Annotated in this window: 17 protein-coding genes and 1 tRNA gene; 11 read left to right on the top strand and 7 right to left on the bottom strand. The window is 41.3% G+C overall.

Translation table 11 applies throughout. The features are described from left to right. The first annotated feature begins 65 nt into the window (after positions 1-65). The 6 genes from DS2_RS07990 to DS2_RS20550 are packed head-to-tail and all read left to right on the top strand — an operon-like array spanning position 66 to position 6,604. A complete protein-coding gene (locus DS2_RS07990) occupies positions 66-2,780 on the top strand; it encodes a DNA translocase FtsK (RefSeq protein ID WP_035014206.1) in 2,715 nt (904 codons plus the stop codon). A gap of 2 nt (positions 2,781-2,782) precedes the next feature. After that, positions 2,783-3,409 carry an outer membrane lipoprotein chaperone LolA gene (gene lolA / locus DS2_RS07985; protein WP_035014205.1) on the top strand — a complete coding sequence of 209 codons (627 nt, stop codon included), beginning with the start codon at positions 2,783-2,785 and terminating at the stop codon, positions 3,407-3,409. A 22-nt stretch (positions 3,410-3,431) separates the two neighbouring features. Next, positions 3,432-4,760: a replication-associated recombination protein A gene (locus DS2_RS07980; protein ID WP_035014204.1), complete on the top strand. Its 1,329-nt coding sequence runs from the start codon at positions 3,432-3,434 to the stop codon at positions 4,758-4,760. A gap of 2 nt (positions 4,761-4,762) precedes the next feature. Beyond that, positions 4,763-5,137 (top strand): fluoride efflux transporter CrcB, encoded by a 375-nt coding sequence (gene crcB, locus DS2_RS07975; RefSeq protein ID WP_081754226.1) that lies wholly within the window; start codon positions 4,763-4,765, stop codon positions 5,135-5,137. Between the two features lie 18 nt (positions 5,138-5,155). After that, complete coding sequence (serS, locus tag DS2_RS07970; RefSeq protein ID WP_035014202.1) at positions 5,156-6,448, top strand: serine--tRNA ligase; 1,293 nt, start codon at positions 5,156-5,158, stop codon at positions 6,446-6,448. An 18-nt stretch (positions 6,449-6,466) separates the two neighbouring features. Then, entirely contained in the window at positions 6,467-6,604 is a 138-nt protein-coding gene (locus tag DS2_RS20550; protein WP_160168549.1) for a hypothetical protein, read from the top strand. Between the two features lie 16 nt (positions 6,605-6,620). Here DS2_RS20550 and DS2_RS07965 read toward each other — a convergent pair whose 3' ends face one another. The 6 genes from DS2_RS07965 to DS2_RS07940 all read right to left on the bottom strand — a co-directional run bounded on the left by DS2_RS07965 (position 6,621) and on the right by DS2_RS07940 (position 9,457). Then, complete coding sequence (locus tag DS2_RS07965; RefSeq protein WP_035014201.1) at positions 6,621-6,956, bottom strand: TusE/DsrC/DsvC family sulfur relay protein; 336 nt, start codon at positions 6,954-6,956, stop codon at positions 6,621-6,623. A 76-nt stretch (positions 6,957-7,032) separates the two neighbouring features. Then, positions 7,033-7,320, bottom strand: coding sequence for a DsrH/TusB family sulfur metabolism protein (locus tag DS2_RS07960; protein ID WP_035014199.1), 288 nt, complete (start codon positions 7,318-7,320; stop codon positions 7,033-7,035). A 9-nt stretch (positions 7,321-7,329) separates the two neighbouring features. Further along, the gene (gene tusC / locus DS2_RS07955; protein ID WP_035014198.1) at positions 7,330-7,692 is read right to left on the bottom strand and encodes a sulfurtransferase complex subunit TusC; all 363 of its coding nucleotides are present in this window, start codon (positions 7,690-7,692) and stop codon (positions 7,330-7,332) included. Continuing rightward, positions 7,692-8,075 (bottom strand): sulfurtransferase complex subunit TusD, encoded by a 384-nt coding sequence (gene tusD / locus DS2_RS07950; protein WP_035014197.1) that lies wholly within the window; start codon positions 8,073-8,075, stop codon positions 7,692-7,694. The genes tusC and tusD overlap by 1 nt, the downstream gene beginning before the upstream one ends. Positions 8,076-8,154: 79 nt before the next feature. Further along, on the bottom strand, positions 8,155-8,823 hold the full coding sequence (locus DS2_RS07945) for a Bax inhibitor-1/YccA family protein (RefSeq protein WP_035014196.1): 669 nt from the start codon (positions 8,821-8,823) through the stop codon (positions 8,155-8,157). 433 nt (positions 8,824-9,256) lie between these two features. Next, entirely contained in the window at positions 9,257-9,457 is a 201-nt protein-coding gene (locus DS2_RS07940; RefSeq protein ID WP_035014195.1) for a hypothetical protein, read from the bottom strand. 341 nt (positions 9,458-9,798) lie between these two features. Here DS2_RS07940 and DS2_RS07935 point away from each other — a divergent pair. Continuing rightward, a tRNA-Ser gene (locus DS2_RS07935) sits at positions 9,799-9,889 on the top strand. A 389-nt stretch (positions 9,890-10,278) separates the two neighbouring features. Here the strand turns inward: DS2_RS07935 and asnB are convergent. Beyond that, a complete protein-coding gene (gene asnB, locus DS2_RS07930; RefSeq protein ID WP_035014194.1) occupies positions 10,279-11,949 on the bottom strand; it encodes an asparagine synthase B in 1,671 nt (556 codons plus the stop codon). Between the two features lie 420 nt (positions 11,950-12,369). Here asnB and DS2_RS07925 point away from each other — a divergent pair, with 420 nt between their 5' ends. The 4 genes from DS2_RS07925 to DS2_RS07915 all read left to right on the top strand — a co-directional run. Next, positions 12,370-16,242 (top strand): immunoglobulin-like domain-containing protein, encoded by a 3,873-nt coding sequence (locus DS2_RS07925; protein WP_035014193.1) that lies wholly within the window; start codon positions 12,370-12,372, stop codon positions 16,240-16,242. Continuing rightward, positions 16,239-16,406 (top strand): immunoglobulin-like domain-containing protein, encoded by a 168-nt coding sequence (locus DS2_RS20545; RefSeq protein WP_160168548.1) that lies wholly within the window; start codon positions 16,239-16,241, stop codon positions 16,404-16,406. The genes DS2_RS07925 and DS2_RS20545 overlap by 4 nt, the downstream gene beginning before the upstream one ends. Next, a complete protein-coding gene (locus DS2_RS07920; protein WP_160168547.1) occupies positions 16,348-16,875 on the top strand; it encodes an immunoglobulin-like domain-containing protein in 528 nt (175 codons plus the stop codon). Before DS2_RS20545 ends, DS2_RS07920 begins: the two co-directional genes overlap by 59 nt. Beyond that, positions 16,760-17,114, top strand: a 355-nt coding sequence (locus tag DS2_RS07915; protein WP_419177438.1) for an immunoglobulin-like domain-containing protein, incomplete at its 3' end; no start/stop codon positions are given. The genes DS2_RS07920 and DS2_RS07915, both read left to right, overlap by 116 nt.

Here is a 17,114-nt window from a genome sequence, read left to right as displayed (position 1 = left end):
TAATAGATGAGAATTAACTTAATTCACGTTAGAATACCACGCGGAAATAACTATAACAGGTGAGTATGATTTTGACCGAAAACACCCAAGCTAAATCGTTAACGGGTATTCAACGCCTTCTTGAAGTTGGATTATTAGCCTGTGGCTGTTGTGCTTTGTATCTTATGTTGGCTTTGGTCTCTTTTGACCCTCTCGACCCTAGTTGGAGTCAGTCAGGGTATGACATGCCAGTTCGCAATATGGCGGGTGCTATAGGCGCTTGGCTAGCGGATATTCTTCTTTTCTTTTTTGGTGCGGTTGCTTATTTAGTGCCAGTCGCTATTAGTTATCTCGGTTGGGTGCTCTTTCAAAAGAAACCTAATTTTTTCGAAGTAGATTTTCTTGCGCTAGGTCTACGCATTATTGGCTTTATTTTATTGCTGGTTTCGACCACAGCGCTGTCAAGTATGAATTTCGCCGATGTATTTGTTTATTCGTCTGGCGGATTATTAGGCGATGTCGTTAGCCAGTCTATGTTGCCGTACTTCAATTTTGTCGGCTCTACTTTATTGTTGCTATGCTTTTTTTGTACCGGTGTGACATTGTTATTTGGTGTTTCTTGGCTGTTTTTAATCGATAAAACTGGCGAGTACGTTATCTTTGCTGCAAATTTGCTATGGCAAAAGCTAGCGGCATTAAAATCGCGATTTAGCAAAGATAGCGCATCTGAAACCGATGAAGCTAACCTCAACGTTGCTCAGGCGCAATCAAGCAGTGAAAAGCAAGCGACTGAAGAAGCGGCTGAGGAGCCAAAAACTCGCTTGCTAGGCACCAATAAGTTGCCCTGGCAAAAAGATGAGGCTGAACAAACGGAAACCAAGCCGGAAGCACAAGACGCTCAGCAATCGGAATCTGCTAAAAAACGTTTGATGCCAAGTTTAGATGCTATTTTCGGTTCAAGTGAAAGCGAAATTCCGCCAGAGCAAACAAATAAACAACAAGCAGCTACAGACTCTAAGTTAGCAATACCACCAATAGTAGAGACCACTGAACAGCTTGACATTGGCGACCGAAAAGAGCCGGTAATTGGTGAGATAGATGAGTTTAAAGAAATTGCTGAAATGGATGAAGACACATTACAAACGCTTTTACCATTACCAGAGCAGCAAACTCAAGCTAAAGATGAAGTCAAAGATAAGCCGAAAAAAGCGCATATTCGTGTTTCTTCTGATCAAACTTCGTATGCAGATTTTATGGCCGAGCAAGAAAAAATTGCAGCAGAAGAAGCAGAACGAGCTCCGCTTACACCATTGCCTTCATTTGAATTGTTAGACAGAGCAGATAAAAAAGAAAATCCAATTACTCAAGAGCAAATGGATGCTGTTGCGCGTCTAGTTGAAGCTAAGCTGCTTGAATACAAAATTAAAGCCGACGTAGTTGGAGTATATCCAGGCCCTGTTATTACAATGCTAGAGCTTGATTTAGCGCCAGGTGTTAAAGTTTCAGCTATTACCAACTTGTCAAAAGATTTAGCGCGTTCATTGTCAACCGCTTCTGTGCGTGTTGTTGAAGTGATCCCTGGCAAACCTTATATCGGTTTAGAGCTACCAAATAAAAACCGTGAAACCGTGCGGTTAAGTGAAGTTATTGAGACTGAAGCATTTGAAAAGTCGAAATCACCACTGACTATGGTATTAGGATGCGACACCATGGGTAAGCCAGTTATTGCCGATTTAGCTAAAATGCCACATGTTTTGGTTGCTGGTACGACAGGCTCGGGTAAATCTGTATTGGTGAATACCATGATTTTAAGTTTCTTATACAAAGCGACACCTGCAGAACTGCGCTTGATTATGATAGACCCAAAAATGCTTGAGTTGGCGATTTACGAAGATATTCCTCATTTATTATGTGAAGTCGTGACCGACATGAAAGACGCATCGAATGCACTGCGCTGGTGTGTTGGTGAAATGGAACGTCGTTATAAACTTATGGCTGCAGTTGGGGTACGTAATCTAAAAGGTTTTAATGCTAAAGTAGAAGAAAACATTGAAGCGGGTACGCCATTGGCTGATCCATTGTGGAAACCTGGTGACAGCATGGCAGAAAGTGCTCCAGAGCTTGAAAAGTTACCCAGTATCGTTGTGGTGATCGACGAATTTGCCGATATGATGATGATAGTTGGTAAAAAAGTCGAAGAACTTATTGCGCGTATAGCACAAAAAGCGCGTGCTGCTGGTATTCACTTAATTTTAGCGACACAAAGACCGTCAGTAGATGTTATTACCGGCTTAATTAAAGCGAATATTCCAACTCGTATTGGTTTGTCGGTTTCCTCAAAAATTGACTCTCGAACTATTTTAGACCAACAAGGTGCGGAAAGTTTGTTAGGTATGGGTGATATGCTTTATCAACCTTCAGGTACGAATATACCAACACGTGCTCATGGTGCATTTGTCGATGATCATGAAGTGCACGCGGTTGTTGCTGATTGGAAACTGCGTGGTAAACCTAATTACATTGATGAGGTGTTAAGCGGGGAAGAAGAAATTTTATTGCCAGGTGAACAACCAGAAATGGCTGAAGGCGAAGAAACGGATGCTTTATATGACGAAGCGGTTGCTTTTGTAACAGAAACACGCAAAGTGTCGGTTTCTAGCGTTCAACGTAAATTTAGAATTGGCTATAATCGCGCAGCTCGAATTGTGGAACAAATGGAAATGGCAGGAGTCGTATCTACTGCTGGCCATAATGGGGCTCGCGAAGTATTGGCGGCAGCGCCACCAAAATTGGATGATTAATAATGCAGTTTATAAAAAAAATAGTTTTAGGGGCCGCGATAGCGGTGATGTCGAATGTTACATATGCCAATGAGCTTGTGGCTGAATTACAACAAAAACTTCAATCTTTGGCTGGTTTTAGTGCACAGTTTTCGCAGAAGGTGACTGATAGTCAAGGCAAAGTGGTACAAACCACCCAAGGGCAAGTAGACATAGTGCAACCAAATAAATTTCGTTGGCAAACTTATGAACCCAATGAAAATTTATTAGTATCAGACGGTCAAAGTGTGTGGTTTTTTGACCCTTTTGTTGAGCAAGTATCAATTTATAACTACATCAGTTTAGTTGATTCGAACCCAATTTTATTACTGTTGCAGCCAACATCAGATGCGTGGCAAGCATATGAAATTGCAAAAGTAGCGGATAAAACGTATCGGATTAAAGCTAAATCGCAAGAGCAGCAAATCGATTTTGTTGACTTAGCTTTTTCGGAAACTGACCAAGTGACAGCAATTAATATTAAAGACAGGCAAAATCAATTAAGTGAATATGCGTTTTCAGCCTTTGTTGAAAAAAATAGCGGCGATTATGCAGCTAACTTCTTTAAATTTGCAATAACTGATGGTATTGAAGTCGATGACCAAAGATAACAAGCTAGGATAATTCACCAGCATGTTATTTGATGAATTAAACAAGCCATTAGCCGCGCGCATGCGTGCACAAACTATTGAACAGTACATTGGTCAGTCGCATATATTGGGGCCAGATAAACCTTTATTTAAAGCGATAAAGTCTGGCCGAGTGCATTCGCTGATTTTGTGGGGGCCCCCAGGGACTGGCAAAACCACATTAGCCGAATTAATTGCTCAATATGCCAATGCACATATTGAGCGAATTTCTGCTGTGACTTCAGGCGTGAAAGATATTCGCCAAGCAATCGAAAATGCAAAAAGTGTTGCGCAAGCGCAAGGGCAAAAAACCGTGTTGTTTGTTGACGAGGTCCATAGGTTCAACAAATCTCAGCAAGATGCTTTTTTGCCATATATTGAAGATGGCACGGTTATCTTTGTTGGTGCAACCACTGAAAATCCGGGTTTTGAGTTAAATAGAGCCTTGTTATCACGTGCTCGGGTATACTTACTTAAAAAACATACCAAAGAAGATTTAGTTCAATTAATTGCTCAGGTCAAGGCACGTCCTCAGCACAGTGGGGAGTCAGCAACTTTACAAATACCGACTGATATTCAAAATGCGCTCATCGACTATAGCGACGGAGATGCTCGCAAATTGCTCAATTTGTTGGAAATTCTGACAGATATGTCTGATGCCGATGAAAACGGCCAACGGCTGATAACACAAGAACATGTGCAAACTTTATTAGAGCATAAAGTTGTGGCAGGTGATAAAGGTGGTGATTTGTTTTATGACATGATTTCTGCCTTTCATAAATCGGTCCGCGGCTCATCTCCAGACGGAGCATTATATTGGTACGCGCGTATGTTGAAGTCGGGTGTTGACCCTTTATATGTTGCGCGTCGATTATTAGCGATTGCCTCTGAAGATATTGGCAATGCCGATCCTAGAGCTATGCAAGTTGCGTTAAATGCGTGGGATTGTTACACCCGAGTTGGACCCGCTGAAGGCGAAAGAGCGATTGCTCAAGCAGCGGTTTATCTCGCATGTGCAGCAAAAAGTAATGCGGTTTATACAGCATTTAAAGCTGCATTACGCGATGCTGAGCAGCTACCCAGTTATGATGTACCAATTCACTTGCGTAACGCGCCGACACAAATTAATAAAGCACTAGGGCACGGTGCCGAATATCGATATGCACACAACGAAGTTAACGCATACGCGGCAGGCGAGTGTTATATGCCAGTAGAAATTAAGGATACAAAATATTATTTCCCAACCGAGCGAGGCATTGAAAGTAAAATCCAACAAAAATTAGATTACCTAGCAAATCTCGACCAACAGAGCACAAATAAGAGGTATGAATAACCGTGACTTATGTGTTTATTGCCATTGGTGGTGCTTTAGGGGCGTGTTTAAGATATTTTCTTTCGCAACAAGCGTTAATCTGGTTTGGTAAAGAGTTTCCTTTTGGTACACTGCTGGTCAATGTTTTAGGCTCGTTGATTATTGGCTTCTTTTATACCTTAATCGCCCAAGGATACGTTCAATTAATTCCTTGGCGCACTTTTGTTGGTATTGGCTTTTTGGGGGCGTTAACAACCTTCTCGACATTTTCTATGGACTCTTTGTTGTTGCTACAGCAGGGCGCATGGATTAAAGCGAGCCTAAATATATTATTAAACGTTTTTGTTTGTCTGTTTGCTGCTTGGATAGGCAGTAAATTAGTCGGGTTTAAATTTTAAAAAATAATTGGTTATAGAATGTTAGATCCTAAAATTTTACGTAGTGACTTAGAGCAAGTTGCCACACGATTGAATACTCGTGGTTTTAAGTTAGATGTTGACGCACTAACGCAATTAGAAGAAAAGCGCAAAGCGATTCAGGTTAAAACCGAAAATTTGCAAAATGAGCGAAACGCACGCTCAAAAAATATCGGTAAAGCTAAAGCCGCAGGCGAAGATATAGCGCCTTTGTTAGCAGAAGTTGGTGAGCTGGGCTCGGCATTAGATGCTGCCAAAGCAGAACTTGCTGACGTGATGAAACAATGGGATAGTTTGACTTTAGGCATTCCTAACCTGCCTGATGAGTCAGTGCCTGTTGGTGAAGATGAAGCGGATAATGTTGAAGTTCGTAAATGGGGTACTGTACCTAGCTTTGATTTTGCGGTTAAAGATCATGTCGATCTAGCTGAAGCTTTAGGCAAAGGTTTAGACTTCGAAAGTGGTGTTAAATTATCTGCTGCGCGTTTTGTTGTGATGCGTGGCCAAATCGCGCGTATGCATCGAGCTTTGTCGCAGTTTATGCTTGATTTACATACTCAAGAGCATGGTTACAACGAAACTTATGTGCCTTATATCGTCAACTCTGATAGTTTGTACGGCACAGGCCAGCTGCCAAAATTTGGTGAAGATTTATTCCATACCCAACCTTTATCAGCTGATGGGGCTGGTATGTCGCTTATTCCGACTGCGGAAGTGCCATTGACCAATTTAGCTCGCGATGAAATTTTTGATGAAGAACAGTTACCAGTCAAACTAACTGCGCACACCCCGTGCTTCCGCTCTGAGGCCGGTTCATCTGGTCGTGATACGCGTGGATTAATTCGTCAACATCAGTTTGATAAAGTTGAGTTAGTCCAATTGGTTAAACCGGAAGATTCAATGCAGGCTCTTGAAGATTTAACTGGCCATGCTGAAAAAGTTTTACAACTACTTGAACTACCATATCGTGTAATGGCGTTATGCACAGGCGATATGGGCTTTGGTGCAGCTAAAACTTATGACTTGGAAGTTTGGTTGCCAGCGCAAAATTGTTATCGAGAAATCTCTTCTTGTTCTAACATGCAAGACTTCCAAGCGCGCCGTATGCAGGCTAGATTACGTAGAAAAGGTGCGAAAAAGCCAGAGTTGTTACATACTTTAAATGGATCTGGTTTAGCTGTGGGCCGCACGCTAGTGGCAATCTTAGAGAATTATCAGCAAGCTGATGGTTCTATTAAGGTGCCAGCAGTATTACAGCCTTATATGGGTGGTTTAACAGTTATTTCTAGCTAATTTAGTATTGGAGTTTTTATGGCGAAAAAAACACAACCCTCACCGGTTAAATTATTCTTAAAAGTGGTTTATTGGCTGCTTATTGTCGCCATATTTGGCTCCGTATTGGTTTTAGCATTTGATGCTTATTTAACCTGGGAATCAGCTAATACTTAGCTGATTTTATTGAGGTTTAGATGCATTTAGCGGGTTTGGGTAAACCCGCTATTTTGGTCGCCTGTTTCGCAGGGCCTTTTGGAAACAGTTTGTATAAATATGGACTATTGCCTTTTTCTTTGCCAAGCTTTTGTGCAATGGCTTTAACTAATATTCTAATCGCAGGACTGGTTTTAAACTCTAAATAGAAGTTGCGGACAAAATAGATTACTTCCCAATGTGCTGCAGTTAACTCTATGTTTTCTTGCTCTGCCAATATAGGTGCAAGCGCTTCATCCCAATCTAAATAGTTTTGCAAATATCCGTGCTTGTCTAAAGCAATTGGCTGACCATTAAAATTTACTTCGTTCATCTATAATCTCTAAAACTGCTCGTCCAAACTTAATTAAATAACCTAAATCGTGAATAGAAAATTATTCTATGCGTTGTCATTCAGAGTTTAAATTATATTGGATGATAGGCTGGTGTTTAACGGTTAATTCTACCCATTCGAGTGTTGATAACCAAGTTTGATTGGCCTGTTGGTATACTGATAAACCTCTAGCTTGTGCATCATCCGCTAGGATATAACATTGCTTTAATTGGCTCATTTCTGCCTTGAGCAAATTATAGCAACCGTCTTGCTGAAATAGAATCGTGTAGTTGTTCAGTGAGGCCAGCTTAACGAGCTCTGGCACTCTTAACACCTGTTTAACCGTTAGTAGTGGACTTGGCATAGTATCCCCTTAAAACTGCAAGACGACGTCGAAATGACTCAATTTAGCGACAAATTCTTCTGTTGATAATACTTGCGCTGCTATCGACAGGTCTCGCTGGTTTAACTGCAATTCATCTAATGATTGTGCGTTGATATACACCTGTTCGATGTCGTATAAATCAAGCGCGTTAAAACCTTGGGTATAGTTTTTACGCTGTAATAAATCGGAATTTATATTTTTGGCTAATTGAAGTGGTGCTTGTCCTGTAAAGAATAACGCAATAGGCTGTTCGTACGTGGCCAACGTTAGAGCAAGCTCAAGCCCTTCTTTGCCTTTGTCAGTTGCAAATGGTGATTGGGTAAAAACGATAGCGTGTTTGTGATTATGCATTAAAACTGTACCACTCTGTCTGCGTACATTTGTAACTCAACATATTCGCCGAGTCCGCCAATACGAAAATGCTCTGCAAGACTGTCTCCGGATATGCCGTGATATTCTGCTTCGCTGGCGTCTAAAACCCCTCGTCTTTGGGCGGCAGCAGAGCATACAATTAATTCTACGCCATGTTTTTTATGTAAGCTTTGCCAGCCCTCAAGAAAGTTTAATTCATCTGATGGTGGTTTACGGAGCTTGTTAGCAACATATACTGCATCTGAATAAAAGAATACAGCTGATAACTTATTGTGTTTCAACGCATGCCGAGCGTAACTCAATGCACTTTGACCATCATCTGTCTCGGGCCCACTGGTTACAAATATTAAAATTTTAGCCATATTTCAATCTGATTGTTAAACAGTACAAATAAAAAAGGCCTCATATGAGGCCTTAATCTTTAGGCAATTTTAGTGGAGATTAATCATCACCGCCAGCAAATGCCATTAATAATTGCAACAAGCTTACAAAAATGTTGTAGATAGAAACGTATAAGCTAATTGTTGCTAATATATAGTTGCGTTCGCCGCCATGAATAATTGCACTGGTTTGCATTAAAATTGCGCCAGATGAGAACAAGATGAACATTGCGCTAATTGCCAACGATACTGCTGGTATTTGTAAAAATAGGTTTGCGATAACGGCTACAATTAGTACAACAAAACCAGCCATCATCATGCCACCTAGGAATGACATATCTTTTTTGGTTGTTAATACATAGGCAGATAAACCAAAGAAGGTTAGTGCTGTGCCGCCCAGTGCTAATACAATCAGATCACTAGCACCAGCTGCGACCACCATAGACAACATTGGCCCTAAGGTATAACCCATAAAACCAGTAAACGCGAAACAGCTTAAAATACCAGCTGAAGAGTTTGCTGTTTTATGTACCAAAAACATTAAACCATATGCGCCGACTAAGAAAACAATCCAGTGCGGAGCAGGTAAATTCATAGCACCTGTGATGCCGGCAACGGCAGCACTAAAGGCTAATGTCATTGCTAATAAAGAATAGGTATTACGCAATACCTTGTTGGTTTCAAGTACGGATGAACTGGCATGATCAACGTAAGTTGTGCGGTTTTCCATATTACACCTCTTTGCTAAGTAAATTGACTCGTTTGTTAGAACGGTTATTTTTAATTTGGTTGCAATTAATGTTACAGAATATTGTGGTGCAGTCTAGTTTTTTCAAGGGAATTTTTGACATATTTTGTCAAAAGAAGGTTTTGTGGCTGGGTAGAGGCTTGCTTGGTGGTAATAGCTGTATAAATAGAGCCTAAAGAATTTCAGCAAAAATTTTTATCAAAAATTCTTAAGGCTCTGTTTCAGAAATTACTTAGCTTTTTTCAAAGCTTTTTTAAGTTTCTTGATTTTTGATTGTTGTTTAGCAACTTTAGCTTTTCTTGCCTTCAACTCTTTTTTTAGTGCTTTTACTTTTTTAGCCATAGTTTTAGTCCTCTATGTTTAAGTTAATTCAGCCCAGAAAATAGGGCCTTCAGTTACCAATTGTTATTGGCTGTTAATTAGCGTCACTATCATTTGTTAGTTCAGCTGAATGCTTTTGCAAAAATTTACGAATAAATTTTCTAACCTCTCTTGCAGCAGAGGTATCAAGTTGATCACACAGGTCTATAAAAGCATCACGCTCTTCACTGTTTATTCGAATGAGCAACTGACTATCTTTTTTATTGCTTTTTTTCCGAGCGGATTTATTCGTCATAATTATTGATATACTAATGATATGCAATGTATATACAAAATAGCGAAAGAACGTTTATTTGTCAAATAGAAATCACTGAGTCAATCTAGCGTTATTTTTAAGGAGGAAATTGATTAGCCTGAGCGCTAAATATGAGTTTAGCTCAAGTGTGTATTGGAAAATATTTACCAATTGATTGTTTTAAACGATTAATTTACTGCGTTTTGCCGATTATTTGCTCTGATTGGTTGATATATAACCGAACGATCAAAAAAATTAAAAAAAGTTTGTTTTAATGCTTTACAAAGCTCGGAGAAGTCCTTAATATTCGCCGCGTTCCCAAGGGAACAGTCCAGAACTGCGGTGAGGTGGCTGAGTGGTTGAAAGCACCGGTCTTGAAAACCGGCGTACGTTAATAGCGTACCCAGGGTTCAAATCCCTGCCTCACCGCCACTCTCTGCTCCGAGTTAAGCAACTCATATTTCAAAATTTAAATCCCATTTAATACAAACTTCCATTTAAACTAAATCTAAGTACCAGATCTCTGACATTCGTCATCATTTATTTTCGTTTTGCAATGCCGTTAGTCTGAAGCAATACTCTTCTTTCTTTGTTAGTCTCAGCACCCCCTAAATTTGTTGCTTGTATGCATTTTAAGGTGAAAGCTTGAGTGCGGTAGAATTGAGTCTAGCGTGCTGCTGACTATAAGTCACAAGAATGGGATTTTTAGGGCTCAGGTAAGGGCGGTATTCACGCTAAATACGAGTAGGGGAACTTTTGAGTAGCTACAAAAAAGCCCTCGATGGAGGGCTTTAGAAGCTATATAACTAACTGGTGCTCAATTAGCTTTTATATGAGTCGTTGTGTACAGCAGAAACCGCACGACCAGAAGGGTCAGCCATTTTACTAAAGCTCTCATCCCAAGCAAGTGCTTCAGGCGTGCTACAGGCAACTGACTTACCGCCAGGCACACACTCTGCACAGCTAGGGTGTGGGAAGAACTCTTCAAAGATACTTCTGTAGTAGTATGCTTCTTTAGTGTCCGGAGTATTGTAAGCGAATTTGTGTTCAGCATTTGCTAATTGGTCATCTGAAACTTGCGCTGCAGCATGCTCTTTTAAGCTGTCGATCCAGCTATAACCTACACCGTCGCTAAATTGTTCTTTCTGACGCCACAATACTTCTTCTGGTAAATAACCATCAAATGCTTCACGTAAAATATGTTTTTCGATTTTACCATCTTTACACATTTTTGCTTCAGGATTGATAGACATAGCAATGTCCATAAAGTCTTTGTCCAAGAATGGAACCCGAGACTCAACACCCCAAGCTGACATAGCTTTGTTTGCACGCGCACAGTCAAACATGTGAAGTTTATTTAGTTTACGCAAAGTTTCTTCATGGAATTCTTTAGCGTTAGGTGCCTTATGGAAATATAGGTAACCGCCAAAGACTTCATCAGAACCTTCACCAGACAACACCATTTTAATGCCCATGGCTTTGATCTTACGCGCCATTAAGTACATTGGGGTAGATGCACGAATAGTTGTAACGTCATAAGTTTCTAAGTGATAGATAACATCACGTACCGCATCAATACCATCTTGTACTGTGTAATGAATTTCGTGGTGAACAGTACCAATTGCATCCGCAACTTTTTTCGCTGCGATTAAATCAGGTGCACCTTCTAAACCAACTGCAAATGAATGAAGTTTTGGCCACCAAGCATCAGATTGGTCGTTATCTTCTATGCGTTTTGCAGCAAATTTTTGCGTAATCGCAGAAATAACCGATGAATCTAAACCACCAGACAATAACACACCGTAAGGTACGTCAGACATTAAGTGAGTTTTCACTGCTTTTTCTAATGCATCGTGGATGTCTTTAGGATTAGCTTCTGCATCTTTTACCGCATCGTAACTCATCCAGTCACGAGCATAGTATTTAGTAAATTCACCTGTTGAACTATGCAAATAGTGTCCTGGAGGGAATTCTTTAATTGAACGACACACAGGTACTAAAGCTTTCATTTCTGAAGCAACGTAGAAGTTACCGTGCTCATCCCAACCCATATATAGCGGGATAATACCCATATGGTCACGAGCAATTAGATATTCGTTTTTAGTTTCATCATATAGGATGAACGCAAACATACCTTTTAGCTCGTCTATGAAATCGATGCCTTTCTCTTCGTATTTAGCTAAGATTACTTCACAGTCTGATTTAGTCTGAAGTTTGTAATCAATTGTTAAACCCGCTTCTAATTCTTTGTGGTTGTAGATTTCACCATTTACAGCCAATATGTGATTTCGATTTTGATTAAAGAGTGGCTGAGCACCAGTGTCTACATCGACAATAGCAAGTCTTTCATGAGCAAGAATAGCGTTTTCACCAGCGTAGATACCTGACCAATCAGGACCACGGTGACGTAATAATTTAGACAGCTCTAAAGCTTGCTGTCTAAGTTCAGCTCGATCTGTTTTTAAATCGAGAATACCAAAAATTGAGCACATAGAGTTAATTACTCCCTCTTCAACCTTAATCTAACTTTTAATTCGAAATCACAAATGGGTTTTAACCCAAAAATAGGGTAAGCCAGCATATTCATTATTTTGCAGAATACAAGTATCACGCACTAGAATTATTCATTTTTGTACAAGTTGATGTGATTCTGATGACAATTTTACGACGCTGAGCCCGTCAAGGCGACGGATTATATCAAAGCAATGGGCTTGTGAATACAACAAGTGTTCGCAAGATGAGATTTTATTATGGCTTGTAGGGATACTTTTATGTCGAATGGCTAACAATTCGCGCACAAACTGGCCGATTATAGCTTGGTACATCTTTGAAATGTTATACCTTTAGGCTAGACTCAGTCTATAAGTTGTCAAGTTTGTAGTTTGGGAAGCATTGCTCCAAGTGAGGGTTGTATGGCTAGCGAAGTAGTATTAAAAGAATCAGGGCGAATTTCAGATATACAGGGGTTAGTATATCGTATGGCTGATGGTCAGTTAATTCCAGTTTCTGTCGGTGAATCTGTTTTTGCAGGGCAAATTCTAGTTTTAGAAGCGGGTGCAAAAATTAAGTTTATTAAAGCTGATGGGGAAGAAGCTGAAATAGTGGCCGCTGAGAACCAAGCTAGTGAAGTTGAGATCACGGGCAATTTTGATAATGCAAACGAAGATTTAGACGACGACACTCTTTCTGAAATTGAGCAAATCCAACAAGCGGTCGCTGAAGGCGATTTATCTAATGTAGGCGCAACAGCAGCTGGTGGTTCAAGTGGTAGTGAAGGTGGTTCAACGGTTACCTCTGTTGAACGTAATGAGCAACAAACTATTGCAGGTGCTGGCTTTGAAACCTCTTCTTCTACGGTGGCCACTAGTAATGGTGGAACATTTACACCACCACAACCTGTAACTTCAATTTTAATTGATACAACCGCGCCGAATGGCTCGTTTGACGACTTATTAACTAATACTTTAAACCCTACATTGACTGGCACGATAGATGACCCTAACGCAGTTATCACAGCAACGATTAATGGCACAGAGGTAACCGTTACTAATAATGGCGACGGCACCTTTACTGTTACGGGGGATTTCACCCTAGTTGAAGGTAGTAATGATATTGATTTCACTTTTACTGACCAAAGTGGGAACCAAACCTTTGTTGATGCAACTATTACAGCTGATGTATCTCTGCCTCAAGGTACGGTTGACTCATTTGTAACGGATGATGTCACTCCAGCAATTACAGGTACGGTTGATGATCCCGAAGCTTTAATTTTAGTTTCTATAAACGGTCAAACATTTGAAGCAACTAATAATGGTAACGGTACCTGGACACTCGCCGATGATGTTGTAGCTGAGCTTGCGGAGCAACAGCATGATGTGTCCGTTACTTTTTTCGATTTGGCAGGTAATACCAACAATGCTCAGGGTACAGTCACGGTTGAAATAAATGAAGCCCCGTTGGTTGACCTACAAAGCGTTAACTTATCTGAAAATAACGTTTTTGTCGGTCAGGCGGTTGCGACATTTGAGGCTAACGATCCTGATGGTGATACGCTCAGTTTTGAGTTGCTTGGTAATGAAAACGGTTTTTTCGAAATATCAGGCAGCCAGATCATTTTAACCCAAGCGGGTGTTGATGCTATTCAAAATGAAGATCTTTCATTAACGAGCATTGGTTATTCTGTTGCTGTATCAGATCAAGAATTTACTACTGTAGCAAACGGCGACAGTCTAATTGCACGTGGCGACAATTCTGCTGTATTGTCGATTCAGGTCGATGGTGATTTGAATGAGCTTGGCGGTCCAGTTCAGTATACAGCTTTATTAACTCAAGCGACTGAGTCAGATGTTACCGTTACGTTGGCAAGTGGCCTCAATATCGTTATTCAAGCGGGACAAAATTTTGGCACAGCACAGAGAGTAATTGACGCCGATGAAGATGTATATTTAGACGCTGAGACAATATCAGATTCCATTTTAGCGGTTTCCGGCGGCAGTTTTGATAATCTAGTTATTGATTCAACGCCAGTATCTATAAACGTAGAAGATACTATCAATGAAACTACCTTGACTCTATCTGCTTCAGAGTCGGTTTCTGAAGCTGGCGGGCAAATTGTATACACTGCGACGCTGTCAAATCCAGCGCAAACAGATGTAACCGTAACCTTGGCTTCAGGTGTGGAAATTTTAATTGCAGCAAATGAGTCTCAAGGTCAAGTAGAGGTTGATTTTTCTCCATCTGATGATGTTTATACCGAAGAAGACTCGGTAAGTGACAGTATTAGCCTTGTAAGTGGTGGTAATTTTGAGCGCTTATCGTTTGCCCTAGATCCCGTTTCTACACAAGTGACTGATACCCTTGATGTTACTCAATTATCATTATTTGCAGATGCTCGTGTGAATGAAGGTGATGAGATTGAATACACTGCGGTTCTTTCTAACCCAGCCGCCACAGATATGACGATTAGTTTAGTTAATGGGGAAACTATCTTAATCAATGCGGGCCAGACTACAGGTAGTGTTTTTGTCGCTACCGAAAATACCCCAACGTTAGATGCCGATCAGTTAACTAATCAAATTGAACCGAGTTCAGTGATTGGTGGTGGGTTCGAACAATTAGAGATATCAACTGAAGTTGTAACGACAGAAATAAATGATGTAGTTGAAACGACAACTTTATCTTTATCAGCTGATAGTCAGGTAGATGAAGGTGACGGTATTAATTATACAGTGTCTACCTCTTCACCTGCGGCAACAGATTTAACAGTTCAGCTTACCAATGGTTTAACCCTGACAATTTTAGCTGGCCAGACATCAGCTTCAGCGGTATTTACAACACAAGATACTGTTTATCAGGATGCTCGTGTATTTAATGTCTCTATTGACTCAGGCTCAGTAATTGGTGGTGGTTTTGAAGATCTGCAAATTGATACGTCGAGTGTTGTCACTAGCGTTGCTGACGTTAGTTCCGAAGTAATCTTAACCCTTTCTGCTAGCGAGCAAGTAGAAGCTGGTGAAAATATTCGTTATGAAGTTACTCTAGCTGAACCAGCAGCAACTGATTTATCTGTACCTTTGTCCAATGGGCAAACGGTGATTGTGTTAGCAGGGTCTACCTCTGGGTTTGTTGACGTTGCAGCGCCTTCTGGTGAAAGCTCATTAATAGTTTCTATTGATGAACTAAATATCACTGGCGGCAACTTCGAAAACTTGGTGCTCGGAAATAGTTCTGTGACGACAAGTGTTTCGGACACAGTGTCAGATGTAACGCTGTCTCTCACCGGTACCCCAAGTGTGGCCGAAGGCGGCAGCATTACTTATACCGCAAGCTTAAGTGCTGCAGCTGAAACAGATATGAGCATCACCTTAAGCAATGGTGAAGTGATTAATATTGCAGCAGGCCAAAGCAGCGGCACAGTCAGTGTTGATGTCAGTGATGATGTTTATGTGGGTGCGGATGATATCACTGCCAGCATTGCGCTAAATGAAGATCAAACCCCAGCAATAACGGGCGGCAACTTCGAAAATCTTGTGCTTGGCAGCAGTGAAGTCACGACAGTTGTGTCGGACACAGTTTCAGATGTAACGCTATCACTCACTGGTACACCAAGTGTGGCCGAAGGTGGCAGCATTACTTATACCGCGAGCTTAAGTGCAGCCGCGGAAACAGATATGAGCATCACCCTAAGCAATGGTGAAGTCATTAGTATTGCAGCGGGTCAAAGTACAGGCACAGTCAGTGTAGATGTCAGTGATGATGTTTATATTGGCGCGGATGATATCACTGCCAGCATTGCACTAAATGAAGATCAAAGCCCAGCAATAACGGGTGGTAACTTCGAAAACTTGGTGCTTGGCAATAGTTCTGTGACGACAACGGTTACTGACACAGTGTCAGATGTGACCTTGAACTTATCTGCTACCCCAAGTGTGGCCGAAGGTGGCAGCATTACTTATACCGCAAGCTTAAGTGCGGCCGCGGAAACAGATATGAGCATCACCCTAAGCAATGGTGAAGTCATTAGTATTGCAGCGGGTCAAAGTACAGGCACAGTCAGTGTAGATGTCAGTGATGATGTTTATGTTGGTGCGGATGATATTAGCGCAAGCCTGTCATTAGATAATGTGACTGGCGGCAACTTCGAAAACTTGGTGCTTGGCAGCAGTGAAGTCACGACAGTTGTGTCGGACACAGTTTCAGATGTAACGCTATCACTCACTGGTACACCAAGTGTGGCCGAAGGTGGCAGCATTACTTATACCGCGAGCTTAAGTGCACAGATGTGACGCTGTCTCTGACTGGTACACCAAGTGTAGCCGAAGGCGGCAGCATTACTTATACCGCAAGCTTAAGCGCTGCAGCCGAAACAGATATGAGTATCACCCTAAGCAATGGTGAAGTCATTAGTATTGCAGCGGGTCAAAGTACAGGCAACCTTAAGCAATGGTGAAGTGATTAATATTGCGGCAGGCCAAAGCAGCGGTTCAGTCAGTGTTGATGTCAGTGATGATGTTTATATTGGCGCGGATGATATCACTGCCAGCATTGCACTAAATGAAGATCAAAGCCCAGCAATAACGGGTGGTAACTTCGAAAACTTGGTGCTTGGCGTCAGTGTTGATGTCAGTGATGATGTTTATGTTGGCGCGGATGATATAACCGCAAGCCTGTCATTAGATAATGTGACTGGCGGCAACTTCGAAAATCTTGTGCTTGGTAATAGTTCTGTGACGACAACGGTTACTGACACAGTGTCAGGTGTGACCCTCAGTCACGACAGTTGTTTCGGACACAGTTTCAGATGTGACGCTGTCTCTGACTGGTACACCAAGTGTAGCCGAAGGCGGCAGCATTACTTATACCGCAAGCTTAAGTGCGGCAGCCGAAACGGATATGAGCATCACCTTAAGCAATGGTGAAGTGATTAATATTGCAGCAGGTCAAAGTACTGGCTCAGTTAATGTTAACGTGGGTGATGATGTTTATGTTGGTGCGGATGATATTACCGCAAACCTGTCATTAGATAATGTGACTGGCGGTAACTTCGAAAACTTAGTGCTTGGCACTAGCTCAGTCACGACAGTTGTTTCGGACACAGTTTCAGATGTGACTCTGTCTCTGACTGGCACACCAAGTGTGGCCGAAGGTGGCAGCATTA

Source organism: Catenovulum agarivorans DS-2, from assembly GCF_000568405.1.
Taxonomy (GTDB): domain Bacteria; phylum Pseudomonadota; class Gammaproteobacteria; order Enterobacterales; family Alteromonadaceae; genus Catenovulum; species Catenovulum agarivorans_A.
The sequence above is the reverse complement of the archived record's forward strand: the minus strand, read 5'-3'. Positions and strand labels throughout refer to the sequence as shown.

Excerpts from the sequence above, each read along its gene's own strand:
- tusC (WP_035014198.1), bottom strand. The coding sequence starts at position 7,692 with ATGCATAATCACAAACACGCTATCGTTTTTACCCAATCACCATTTGCA.
- DS2_RS07960 (WP_035014199.1), bottom strand. The coding sequence starts at position 7,320 with ATGCCAAGTCCACTACTAACGGTTAAACAGGTGTTAAGAGTGCCAGAG.
- DS2_RS07940 (WP_035014195.1), bottom strand. The coding sequence starts at position 9,457 with ATGACGAATAAATCCGCTCGGAAAAAAAGCAATAAAAAAGATAGTCAG.
- DS2_RS07990 (WP_035014206.1), top strand. The coding sequence starts at position 66 with ATGATTTTGACCGAAAACACCCAAGCTAAATCGTTAACGGGTATTCAA.
- asnB (WP_035014194.1), bottom strand. The coding sequence starts at position 11,949 with ATGTGCTCAATTTTTGGTATTCTCGATTTAAAAACAGATCGAGCTGAA.
- DS2_RS07980 (WP_035014204.1), top strand. The coding sequence starts at position 3,432 with ATGTTATTTGATGAATTAAACAAGCCATTAGCCGCGCGCATGCGTGCA.
- serS (WP_035014202.1), top strand. The coding sequence starts at position 5,156 with ATGTTAGATCCTAAAATTTTACGTAGTGACTTAGAGCAAGTTGCCACA.
- DS2_RS07945 (WP_035014196.1), bottom strand. The coding sequence starts at position 8,823 with ATGGAAAACCGCACAACTTACGTTGATCATGCCAGTTCATCCGTACTT.
- lolA (WP_035014205.1), top strand. The coding sequence starts at position 2,783 with ATGCAGTTTATAAAAAAAATAGTTTTAGGGGCCGCGATAGCGGTGATG.
- tusD (WP_035014197.1), bottom strand. The coding sequence starts at position 8,075 with ATGGCTAAAATTTTAATATTTGTAACCAGTGGGCCCGAGACAGATGAT.
- DS2_RS07925 (WP_035014193.1), top strand. The coding sequence starts at position 12,370 with ATGGCTAGCGAAGTAGTATTAAAAGAATCAGGGCGAATTTCAGATATA.
- DS2_RS07965 (WP_035014201.1), bottom strand. The coding sequence starts at position 6,956 with ATGAACGAAGTAAATTTTAATGGTCAGCCAATTGCTTTAGACAAGCAC.
- DS2_RS20550 (WP_160168549.1), top strand. The coding sequence starts at position 6,467 with ATGGCGAAAAAAACACAACCCTCACCGGTTAAATTATTCTTAAAAGTG.
- DS2_RS07920 (WP_160168547.1), top strand. The coding sequence starts at position 16,348 with ATGGTGAAGTCATTAGTATTGCAGCGGGTCAAAGTACAGGCAACCTTA.